Source organism: Cupriavidus phytohabitans (genome assembly GCF_000426345.1).
Taxonomy (GTDB): Bacteria; Pseudomonadota; Gammaproteobacteria; order Burkholderiales; family Burkholderiaceae; genus Cupriavidus.
Genome location: NZ_AUFE01000111.1, coordinates 1 through 11,021, shown reverse-complemented (window position 1 = coordinate 11,021; position 11,021 = coordinate 1). Strand labels below are relative to the sequence as shown.

The 11,021-nt window shown below is 64.4% G+C and carries 11 protein-coding genes and 1 pseudogene; all 12 read right to left on the bottom strand.

Features of this window, described 5'->3' with window-relative positions:
* Positions 1-132: 132 nt before the first annotated feature.
* Positions 133-1,200, bottom strand: a complete 1,068-nt coding sequence (leuB, locus tag K309_RS0132155; protein WP_029050120.1) for a 3-isopropylmalate dehydrogenase — start codon at positions 1,198-1,200, stop codon at positions 133-135.
* A 21-nt stretch (positions 1,201-1,221) separates the two neighbouring features.
* Positions 1,222-1,872, bottom strand: coding sequence for a 3-isopropylmalate dehydratase small subunit (leuD, locus tag K309_RS0132150; protein WP_029050119.1), 651 nt, complete (start codon positions 1,870-1,872; stop codon positions 1,222-1,224).
* 10 nt (positions 1,873-1,882) lie between these two features.
* Complete coding sequence (locus K309_RS0132145; protein ID WP_029050118.1) at positions 1,883-2,014, bottom strand: entericidin A/B family lipoprotein; 132 nt, start codon at positions 2,012-2,014, stop codon at positions 1,883-1,885.
* A gap of 12 nt (positions 2,015-2,026) precedes the next feature.
* Complete coding sequence (leuC, locus tag K309_RS0132140; RefSeq protein ID WP_029050117.1) at positions 2,027-3,436, bottom strand: 3-isopropylmalate dehydratase large subunit; 1,410 nt, start codon at positions 3,434-3,436, stop codon at positions 2,027-2,029.
* 350 nt (positions 3,437-3,786) lie between these two features.
* Positions 3,787-4,488 carry an ABC transporter ATP-binding protein gene (locus K309_RS0132135; protein WP_029050116.1) on the bottom strand — a complete coding sequence of 234 codons (702 nt, stop codon included), beginning with the start codon at positions 4,486-4,488 and terminating at the stop codon, positions 3,787-3,789.
* Positions 4,488-5,255, bottom strand: a complete 768-nt coding sequence (livG, locus tag K309_RS0132130) for a high-affinity branched-chain amino acid ABC transporter ATP-binding protein LivG (RefSeq protein WP_029050115.1) — start codon at positions 5,253-5,255, stop codon at positions 4,488-4,490. Before livG ends, K309_RS0132135 begins: the two co-directional genes overlap by 1 nt.
* Positions 5,252-6,532 (bottom strand): high-affinity branched-chain amino acid ABC transporter permease LivM, encoded by a 1,281-nt coding sequence (locus K309_RS0132125; RefSeq protein WP_029050114.1) that lies wholly within the window; start codon positions 6,530-6,532, stop codon positions 5,252-5,254. The genes livG and K309_RS0132125 overlap by 4 nt, the downstream gene beginning before the upstream one ends.
* Before the next feature lie 14 nt (positions 6,533-6,546).
* On the bottom strand, positions 6,547-7,473 hold the full coding sequence (gene livH / locus K309_RS0132120; RefSeq protein WP_029050113.1) for a high-affinity branched-chain amino acid ABC transporter permease LivH: 927 nt from the start codon (positions 7,471-7,473) through the stop codon (positions 6,547-6,549).
* 85 nt (positions 7,474-7,558) lie between these two features.
* On the bottom strand, positions 7,559-8,674 hold the full coding sequence (locus tag K309_RS0132115) for a branched-chain amino acid ABC transporter substrate-binding protein (RefSeq protein WP_029050112.1): 1,116 nt from the start codon (positions 8,672-8,674) through the stop codon (positions 7,559-7,561).
* Between the two features lie 541 nt (positions 8,675-9,215).
* Positions 9,216-10,517 (bottom strand): citrate synthase, encoded by a 1,302-nt coding sequence (gene gltA / locus K309_RS0132110; RefSeq protein ID WP_029050111.1) that lies wholly within the window; start codon positions 10,515-10,517, stop codon positions 9,216-9,218.
* Positions 10,518-10,560: 43 nt separating this feature from the next.
* The gene (locus K309_RS0132105) at positions 10,561-10,848 is read right to left on the bottom strand and encodes an FAD assembly factor SdhE (RefSeq protein WP_029050110.1); all 288 of its coding nucleotides are present in this window, start codon (positions 10,846-10,848) and stop codon (positions 10,561-10,563) included.
* 78 nt (positions 10,849-10,926) lie between these two features.
* Positions 10,927-11,021, bottom strand: a pseudogene (gene sdhB / locus K309_RS40905) (succinate dehydrogenase iron-sulfur subunit); the annotation flags it as partial.

The following is an 11,021-nucleotide window of genomic DNA, read 5'->3' as shown; positions in this document are numbered from 1 at the left end:
CCTTTCGCAGTTGCGCTTCGCTTCGTTCGCTGTGATCAACTTACGGTGGGACTTGCACCCACAAGAGTGCGCCCATGCTGGGCGCACAAAACAAAGGGCACCGCCGCAGCGGTGCCCTTTTGGGGTTGTGATTTACAGTGCCGCCAGCACCGCTTCACCCATCTCGCGGGTGCCGACCTGCTTGCAGCCCGGCGTCAGGATATCGCCGGTGCGGTAGCCCTGGGCCAGCACCTTCTTGACGGCGTTCTCGATGCGGTCGGCCTGCTCGGCCTTGTTCAGCGAGTAGCGCAGCATCATCGCCGCCGACAGGATGGTGGCCAGCGGATTGGCCACGCCCTTGCCGGCGATGTCCGGCGCCGAGCCGTGCGACGGCTCGTACAGGCCCTTGTTGTTCGCATCGAGCGACGCCGACGGCAGCATGCCGATCGAGCCGGTCAGCATGGCGGCCTCGTCCGACAGGATGTCGCCGAACATGTTGCCGGTGACGATCACGTCGAAGCTCTTGGGCGCCTTGACCAGCTGCATGGCCGCGTTGTCGACATACATGTGCGACAGCTCGACTTCCGGATATTCCTTGCTGACATCGATCACGATGTCCTTCCAGAACTGGAAGGTCTCGAGTACGTTGGCCTTGTCGACGCTGCACAGCTTCTTGCCGCGCTTGGCCGCGGCCTGGAACGCCACATGCGCGATGCGGCGGATTTCCGGCTCGCTGTAGCGCATGGTGTCGAAGGCTTCGCGCTCGCCCTTGAACAGGCCGTCCGGCGCTTCGCGCAGGCCGCGTGGCTGGCCAAAGTAGATGTCGCCGTTCAGTTCGCGCACGATCAGGATGTCCAGGCCGGCCACCAGCTCGGGCTTCAGGCTCGAGGCGCCGGTCAGTTCCGGATAGCAGATCGCCGGACGGAAGTTGGCGAACAGCTGCAGGTGCTTGCGCAGGCCCAGGATGGCCTGCTCCGGGCGCAGCGCGCGCTCCAGGCTGTCGTATTTCCAGTCGCCGACGGCGCCGAACAGGATGGCGTCGGCTTCCTTGGCCAGCTTGAGCGTGTTCTCCGGCAGCGGATGGCCTTCGGCCTCGTAGCCGGCGCCGCCCACCGGCGCGGTTTCCAGTTCGAACTTCTCGTCGAGCGCGTTCAGGACCTTGACGGCCTCTGCAACGATTTCGGGACCAATGCCGTCACCCGGCAGGACTGCGATCTTCATTGTTGTCTTCCTCGTTGAGTCTTATCCGACCAGGCGGTTGTTCAGCCACGGCATCTTCGCCACGCGCTCGGCCTCATAGGCCTTGATCTTGTCGGCATGGCGCAGGGTCAGGCCGATATCGTCGAAACCGTTCAGCATGCAGTACTTGCGGAACGGGGCGATGTCGAATTCATAGCCCTGGCCCGACGGCGTGAGCACCACCTGCTTGTCCAGGTCGATGGTCAGCTGGTAGCCGTTGAACGCGTTGGTCTCGTTGAACAGGTGGTCGACCTGCTGCTCGCTCAGCACCACCGGCAGCAAGCCGTTCTTGTAGCAGTTGTTGAAGAAGATATCGGCAAAGCTGGGCGCGATCACGGCGCGGAAGCCGTATTGCGTCAGCGCCCACGGCGCGTGCTCGCGCGAGCTGCCGCAGCCGAAGTTGCGGCGCGCCAGCAGGATTGACGCGCCCTGGTAGCGCGGCTGGTTCAGCACGAAGTCCGGGTTCAGCGGACGCTTGCTGTTGTCCATGCCCGGCTCGCCGACATCCTTGTAGCGCCACTCGTCGAACAGGTTGGGGCCAAAGCCGGTGCGCTTGATCGACTTCAGGAACTGCTTCGGGATGATGGCGTCGGTGTCGACGTTCTCGCGGTCGAGCGGCGCCACGAGGCCGCTGTGTACGGTGAACTTTTCCATGTCTCTTTCCTTACTTCTTCGCCGCGCTCTCGAGCGAGCGGCCGGCGGCCTGCGTGTCCTTGCCCAGTCCGGCCATGGTGTTGCAGCCGGCAAGCTGCAGCATGCCCAGGCATGCCAGCAGTGCGATCAGGGTCCTTTTCATTTGCCGCTCCGCTCAGCCCAGCTTGCGGATGTCGACGAAATGGCCTTCGATGGCGGCAGCGGCTGCCATCGCCGGGCTCACCAGGTGGGTACGGCCACCGGCGCCCTGGCGGCCCTCGAAGTTGCGGTTCGAGGTCGACGCGCAGCGCTCGCCCGGATCCAGGCGGTCGGCATTCATGGCCAGGCACATCGAGCAGCCTGGTTCGCGCCACTCAAAGCCGGCGGCCTTGAAGATCTTGTCCAGGCCTTCGCGCTCGGCCTGTTCCTTGACCAGGCCCGAACCCGGCACCACCATCGCCAGCTTCACGTTGGACGCAACCTTGCGGCCCAGTTTCTGCACCACCCACGCAGCGGCGCGCATATCCTCGATACGGCTGTTGGTGCACGAGCCGATGAAAACCTTGTCGATATTGATGCTCTCGACCGGCACATTGGGCTGCAGGCCCATGTACTCCAGCGCGCGCTCCATCGCGTTGCGCTTGGTCTGGTCCTTTTCCTTCTCGGGATCCGGCACGCGGTCTTCGATGCTGATGACCATTTCCGGCGACGTGCCCCAGGTCACCTGCGGGCGGATCTCTTCGGCACGCAGCTCGACCACCTGGTCGAACTTGGCACCTGCGTCCGAATGCAGCGTGCGCCAGTAAGCCACGGCCTGCTCCCACTCCACGCCCTGCGGCGCGTACGGGCGGCCCTTGACGTATTCCAGCGTGACGTCGTCCACCGCCACCAGGCCGGCGCGCGCGCCCGCCTCGATGGCCATGTTGCAGACGGTCATGCGGCCTTCCATGGTCAGGTCGCGGATGGCCGAGCCGGCGAACTCGATGGTGTAGCCGGTGCCGCCGGCGGTGCCGATCTTGCCGATAATGGCCAGCACGATGTCCTTGGCGGTGCAGCCGCGCGGCAGCTTGCCTTCCACCTTGACCAGCATGTTCTTCGCCTTTTTGCCCAGCAGCGTCTGCGTGGCCAGCACGTGCTCGACTTCCGAGGTGCCGATCCCATGCGCCAGTGCGCCGAAGGCGCCGTGCGTGCTGGTATGCGAATCGCCGCACACCACCGTCATGCCAGGCAGCGTCGCGCCCTGCTCCGGCCCGATCACGTGCACGATGCCCTGGCGATGGTCCGTCATCTTGAACTGGGTGATGCCATAGCTGTCGCAATTGGCATCCAGCGTATCGACCTGCAGCTTCGACACCGGGTCGGCAATGCCCTGGCTGCGGTCGGTGGTCGGCACGTTGTGGTCCGACACGGCCAGGTTCGCGCTGATGCGCCATACCGGACGCTGCGCCATCTTCAGGCCCTCGAACGCCTGCGGGCTGGTCACTTCATGCAGCAGGTGGCGGTCGATATAGAGCAGCGTGGTGCCGTCTTCCTCGACGTGGACGGTGTGGTCATCCCAGAGTTTGTCGTAGAGCGTCTTGGCCATGGTGCGATGGCGGGCCGAATGACCGATCCTTGGCAGGAGAAGTCCGCGGTGACCGCGCAGTAGTTTGCAGGGGTTTTTGTTCGCTTCGGTCGCGGCGGCGAACACGGGCGTCGATCGCGATCAATCGCGATGATCGCGCCGGAAGCCGCCTGAAGCGAGCGTTATTTCAAGCGTTGCCGCAATGCTTGACTTGGCAATCGATTATGCCACAGGGGATATGGGGATCAGCGCCCTGCCCGGCCGGGACGGCGCCTGGAATGTAATGTGATTGGCGAAAGGGGGCTTTCGCCGATCACGAAAACGAATCGTTGGCGGGCCGCCGCCCCGTTGCAGGGCGGCGGCCTCCGGCATCAGCCGCCCAGGTAGGCAGCCTTGATCCTGTCGTTGGCAAGCAGGTTGGCACCAGTATCGGCCAGCACCACCTTGCCGGTTTCCAGCACATAGCCGCGATCCGCCACCTGCAGCGCCTTGTTGGCGTTCTGCTCGACCAGGAACACGGTGACGCCCTCGTCACGAATGGTCCGGATGATGTCGAAGATCTGCGCGATGATCAGCGGCGCGAGGCCGAGCGTGGGCTCGTCCAGCAGCAGAAGCCGGGGCCGGCTCATCAGCGCGCGGCCGATCGCCAGCATCTGCTGCTCGCCGCCCGACATGGTGCCGGCGCGCTGGCTGGCACGCTGGTTCAGGCGCGGGAACAGCTTGAAGACGTGCTCGATACCAGCCTCGATCTCGTCGCGACTGGCAAAGAAGCCACCCATCTTCAGGTTTTCCAGCACCGTCAGGCTCGGAAACACGCGACGGCCCTCGGGCGAAATCGCCATGCCCAGCCGCATGATCTCGTGCGTCGAGCGGTTGGTGATGTCCTTGCCCTCGAACAGCACGCGTCCGCTCGAGGCGCGCGGCGTGCCGCACACGGTCATCATCAGCGTCGTCTTGCCGGCGCCGTTGCTGCCGATCAGGGTGACGATCTCCCCTTTCTTGACTTCGATCGATACGCCCGACAGCGCCTCGATGGCGCCGTAATGGGTATGGACCTGTTCCAGCTTCAGCATCAGTCCTCTCCCAGGTAGGCCTTGATCACGCGCGGGTCGTTGCGCACTTCGTCGGGCTTGGCCGTAACGATGGGCTTGCCGTGCTCCATCACGAGGATGCGGTCGGAGACCCCCATCACCAGGCTCATGTCGTGCTCGATCAGCAGCACGGCAATGCCGAACTCGCGGCGCAGCTGGTCGATCAGCTGCTGCAGCTCGACCTTTTCCTGCGGGTTCAGGCCGGCGGCGGGCTCGTCCAGCATCAGCAGGCGCGGCCTGGTGATCATGCAGCGCGCGATCTCCAGCCGGCGCTGGTGGCCGTACGACAGCGTGCCGGCCTCGCGGTTGGCAACCTTGGTCAGGCCCATGCGCTCCAGCCACAGCGCGGCGCGCTCCAGCGCTTCACGCTCGGCACGGCGATAGGCCGGGGTGGCAAACAGGCCGCGCAGGATGCCGGACTGCACCTGCAGGTGTTGCGCCACCAGCAGGTTCTCCACCACCGTCAGCGACTTGAACAGGCGGATGTTCTGGAAGGTCCGCACCAGGCCCTGCCGCGCCACCTTGTGGCTCGGCAGGCCGGCGATGGCATGGCCGTCCAGCGTAACCTCGCCCGCTGTCGGCTTGTAGAAACCGCCGACGCAGTTGAACACCGTGGTCTTGCCGGCGCCGTTGGGACCGATGATGGCGAAGACCTCATCCTTGCGGACATCGAAATCGATGCCGTCCACGGCCAGCAGTCCGCCGAAGCGCATCTGCAGGCCGGATACTTTCAGCAGTTCTGCACTCATCGGGGAAGCTCCACGTGCGGACGGCTCGCGGGCAGCAGGCCCTGCGGACGCCACATCATCATCAGCACCATCACCAGGCCGAAGATCAGCATGCGGTATTCGGCAAAGCCGCGCGCCACCTCGGGCAGCGCCGTCAGCAGGATTGCCGCCAGGATCACGCCCAGCTGCGAGCCCATGCCGCCCAGCACCACCACGGCGAGGATCAGCGCCGACTCGATGAAGGTGAACGATTCCGGATTGACCAGACCCTGGCGCGCCGCGAAGAAGGCGCCGCCGATGCCGGCAAACGATGCGCCCAGCGTGAACGCCGACAGCTTGATGCGGGTCGGGTTCAGGCCCAGCGAGCGGCACGCGATCTCGTCGTCGCGCAGCGCTTCCCACGCACGGCCCATCGGCATGCGGATCAGTCGGCTGGTGACGAACAGCGTGAAGCCCACCAGCAGCAGCGCCAGCAGGTACAGGAAGATCACCATGTGCTGGCCGCTGTAGTCCAGGCCGATCAGGTCATGGAAGGTCCTGGCACCCTCCACGCTGGCGTTGCGCGCCATCTCGATGCCGAACACTGACGGCTTGGGAATGCCCGAGACACCATCAGGCCCCCCGGTCAGGCTGGTCAGGTTGTTGGCCAGCAGGCGGATGATCTCGCCGAAGCCCAGCGTCACGATCGCGAGGTAGTCGCCGCGCAGCCGCAGCACCGGGAAGCCCAGCAGGAAGCCGAAGGTTGCCGACATCGCCGCGGCGATCGGCAGGCATTCCCAGAAGCCGAGCCCGAAGTGCTGGTTCAGCAGCGCATAGGTATAGCCGCCGATCGCGTAGAAGCCGACATAGCCCAGGTCGAGCAGGCCGGCATAGCCCACCACGATATTCAGGCCCAGCCCCAGGATCACGTAGATCAGCGCCAGCGTGGCCACGTCCACTGCGCCGCGCGAGCCGAAAAACGGCCACACCAGCCCGACCGCCAGCAGCACCCATATCGCCGCACGCTGCTGCCGCGCGCCGAGCTGCGGCACCGACGGCAAACGCACGGCACTGCCGGCGCGCGACAGCATGGGCTTGAACAGCTGGAACAGGAACACCGCCGCCACGGCAATCCACACCGGGCGCCAGTGCGGCTCGAGCACCACCTTGTAGCCTTCCAGCCTGAGCTGCAGGCCCAGGATCGGAATGGTCAGGATCGCCGTCATCACGGCCGCCGTGATCGCGTTCTTCAGCGACTGGCCCGGCATGGCGCCGCGCGCTACCTGTGCGGCGGACATCGCAGAAACTTGGTTAGTCATGGTCTCGCCCTCCCTCACACCTTTTCGACATCAGGCTTGCCCAGCAGCCCGGTCGGACGGAACAGCAGCACCAGCACCAGCAGGCTGAATGCGACCACGTCCTTGTATTCGGCCGGCATGTAGCCCGAGGCGAAGGTTTCCGCCAGGCCCAGCAGCACGCCGCCGAGCATCGCGCCCGGGATGCTGCCGATACCGCCCAGCACCGCCGCGGTAAAGGCCTTGATGCCGGCGATAAAGCCGATAAAGGGATTGAGCTTGCCGATGCTCAGCCCGATCAGCACGCCACCGACGGCGGCCAGCATTGCGCCCAGCACGAAGGTGAACGAGATCACCTTGTTGGTGTCGATGCCGAGCAGATTGGCCATGCGCATGTCTTCAGCGCAGGCGCGGCAAGCGCGGCCCATGCGCGAGCGGCCGATGAACAGCGTCAGCGCGACCATCATCGCCAGCGTCACGCCCACGATCAGCAGGCGCGAATACGGCACGGTCACGGTGAAGTCGCCGCCCATCTGGAACTCGATGGCGCCGGAGATCAGCACCGGCACCGACACGTCGCGCGCGCCCTGCCCGATCTGCACATAGTTCTGCAGGAAGATCGACATGCCGATGGCGGAGATCAGCGGCACCAGCCGCGGACCGCCGCGCAGGGGCCGGTATGCCACCCGCTCGACCGCAAAGCCGTAGACGCCGGTGACCAGCACCGAGACCAGCAAGGCGGCGCCGAGCACCAGCGGCAGGGGGTAGCCCGCCTGGGCGCCGATCGCGGTGAGCGTGACCAGGCCGACATAGGCACCGATCATGTAAATCTCGCCGTGCGCGAAATTGATCATGCCGATGATGCCGTAGACCATTGTGTAGCCGATGGCGATCAGCGCGTAGATCGCACCCAGCGTCAGGCCGTTGACCAGCTGCTGGGTGAACTGTGGAAGGAATTCATTCATTGGGGAAGCCTCAGGAACTTGAAGCCCGATACCAGAACGCCCCGCCCGGGGTACGGGCGGGGCGTGTGCGGAAGGGAGCGCCTGCTTAGTTTGCGGCGGTCTTGCTTGCGTCCTTGTGCCAGGTGTAGACCACGAACTTGAAGGACTTCAGGTCGCCCTTGTCGTCGTACTCGACCTTGCCGATCGGGGTGGTGAAGGCGTTCTTGTGCATGTACGCCGAGACTTTGGCCGGGTCGGTGCTCTTGGCGCCGGCGATGGCGTCGCCGATGATCTTGACGGCGGCATAGGACGGCATCTGGAACGGACCGTTGGCGTCACGCTTCTTGTCGGCGAATGCCTTCACCAGGCCGGCGTTGGCCGGGTCGGCCGAGAAGTCGGCCGGCAGCGTCACCAGCATGCCTTCCGACGACGGCCCGGCGATCGCGGTCACGTCCTTGTTGCCCACGCCCTCGGGACCCATGAAGGCGGCCTTCACGCCCTGCTCGCGCGCCTGGCGCAGCAGCAGGCCCATTTCCGGGTGGTAGCCGCCGAAGTAAACGAAGTCCACGCCCTGCGACTTCAGCTTGGTAATGACGGCGGAGTAATCCGAATCGCCGGCGTTGATGCCCTCGAACACGGCCACCGGAATCTTGGCGGCTTCCAGGTCCTTCTTCACCGAGCTGGCGATGCCCTGGCCGTACGACTGCTTGTCGTGCAGCACGGCAACCTTCTTCGGCTTGATCTTGCCGATGATGTACTGGGCGGCTGCCGGGCCTTGCTGGTCGTCGCGGCCGATGGTGCGGAAGATGAACTTGCGCTTCCTGGTCTCGGTCAGCTGCGGCGCCGTGGCCGACGGCGTCACCATCACGATGCCTTCGTTCTCGTAGATGTCCGAGGCGGGGATGGTCGAACCCGAGCACACATGGCCGATCACGTACTTGATGTTCTGGCTGACGATCTTGTTGGCCACCGCGACGGCTTGCTTCGGTTCGCAGGCGTCGTCCATCATCACCACCTCGAACTTGTTGCCGCCGGCGCCGCCGGCTGCGTTGATCTGTTCGATGGCGGTCAGCGCACCGGCCTTGACCATGTCGCCGTATTGCGCCACCGAGCCGCTCATCGGGCCGGCAATGGCGATCTTCACGGTTTCGGCGTTGGCTGCGGCGCCAAAGGTGGCCAGCATGGCAGCCAGCGAAATGGTCGTAAGACGGGACAGCGTCATCAGGAGCTCCTCGATTTATGTTTGGGTCATCCGGGCAGAAACGGAATGACCTGCGCAATCGAACAACACCCGCGGACTACTGGGATCGGGACTGGCAGAAGCGCCGCCCCGAACGCGGAAGACAGGCCTGCAAGGAAGAAGAAGCTGTGCGGGGCCCGGCATGTGTCAGTCCCCGCTGTGGTATGGGGACCAAGGTTCGGAAAGACAACGTTTGATGCGTTCTCTATTGCGCAAGCGATTCGCCTGCCCCGCTTGCCGCACCGCATGCCGGAGGGATGGCCCGGCTGCCGTCGGCAAAGCAGCCCGCATTATAGGGTCAAATTTCCTGCGCTACGCGACAATCGCACAATAAATGCGGAACCCCATTGGGAAAACGCGACACAATTTTCCACTAATTGCGGCCCGGACCAGTCAAGGTGCAATTTCCTGCCCTTGCCGTCGTTGCGCTGCACAAGGCGCACCGACGCAGAAAAGACAAACGCCCCGGCGGGCCGGGGCGTATGCAATTGCTGCACTGCGCAGCGGATCGGATGAACTGCGCTTAGCGCTTGGCCACGTCCGGCACGTCGCGCGTGGCGGCGCCGACGAACAGCTGGCGCGGACGGCCGATCTTGTATTCCGGATCGGTGATCATCTCTTCCCACTGCGAGATCCAGCCCGGGGTGCGGGCCAGCGCGAAGATGCAGGTGAACAGCGACGTCGGGATGCCCAGCGCGCGCTGGACGATGCCCGAGTAGAAGTCGACGTTCGGGTACAGCTTGCGGCTGACGAAGTACTCGTCTTCCAGCGCGATCTTTTCCAGCTCCATGGCCAGCTTGAACAGCGGGTCGTTGTGCAGGCCCAGCTCGTTCAGCACTTCATGGCAGGTTTCGCGCATCAGCTTGGCGCGCGGATCGTAGTTCTTGTACACGCGGTGGCCGAAGCCCATCAGGCGCACGCCCGAGTTCTTGTCCTTGACCTGCTTGATGAACTCGCCGATGTTGTCGACGCTGCCGATCTCTTCCAGCATCTTCAGCGCGGCTTCGTTGGCGCCGCCGTGGGCCGGGCCCCACAGGCACGCGACGCCGGCGGCGATGGCTGCGAACGGGTTGGTGCCCGACGAGCCGGCCAGGCGCACGGTCGAGGTCGAGGCGTTCTGCTCGTGGTCGGCGTGCAGGATGAAGATGCGGTCCAGCGCGCGCTCCAGCACCGGGTTCACGGTGTACGGGGCACACGGCGTGCCGAACAGCATGCGCAGGAAGTTGCCCGAGTAGGACAGGTCGTTCTGCGGATAAATGTACGGCTGGCCGATGTTGTACTTGTACGCCATGGCGACCATGGTCGGCATCTTGGCGATCAGGCGGATGGCCGAGATCTCGCGCTGGTGCGGATCGTCGATGTCCATCGCGTCATGGTAGAACGCGCTCATAGCACCCACCAGGCCGGTCAGCACGGCCATCGGGTGGGCATCGCGGCGGAAACCGCGCATGAAGAACTGCAGCTGCTCGTGAACCATGGTGTGGTTCATCACGTGGCCGACGAATTCTTCCTTCTGCTTGGCGTTGGGCAGCTCGCCCTTGAGCAGCAGGTAGCAGGTCTCGAGGTGGTCGCACTTCTGCGCCAGTTGCTCGATCGGGTAGCCGCGGTACAGCAGCTCGCCCTTGTCGCCGTCGATGTAGGTGATCTTCGAATTGCACGAAGCCGTCGACATGAAACCGGGGTCGTAGGTGAACTTACCGGTTTGTCCGTACAGCTTGCGAATGTCGATCACGTCCGGGCCAACGGTGCCCGTATAAATCGGCAGCTCAACGCTGGGGGAACCATCGGAGAACGATAGCGTGGCTTTCACATCGGACGGCGTCATGTCGGATCCTTCAAATGCTGTGAATAATAATGTTGACCAAAACTCAGACCGTACGCAGCAGGTTCACTACGCGCTGCATCGGGGGCGTGTCGAGCTCACCGTCCAGTTCCTTGCGGGCAAGGAGCAGGTCCATCAACTCGTTGTCGCTGAGTTCGAACAGCTGGCTCAGCGAAGCCACATCCTCGTCGGACAGGCTCTCCTCGTAACGGTTGAAAAAACGTTCGACGATGATGTCGTTCTCCAGGAGGCCGCGGCGGGCACGCCAGCGCAACCGTGCGCGCTTGTGCGGATCGGCCTGATGGGAGAAGGTGGTGGCAGGACTCTCGGTCATGGCTTCCTACTTTCGGCGCGCCCGCCAGATATAGCCGCTCTGGCTGACGCGCCGCTTACTACTTAGACAGCCGCAGGATCACACCGCGCGGCGGACCATCAGCTCCTTGATCTTGCCGATGGCCTTGGTCGGGTTCAGACCCTTCGGGCACACGTCGACGCAGTTCATGATGC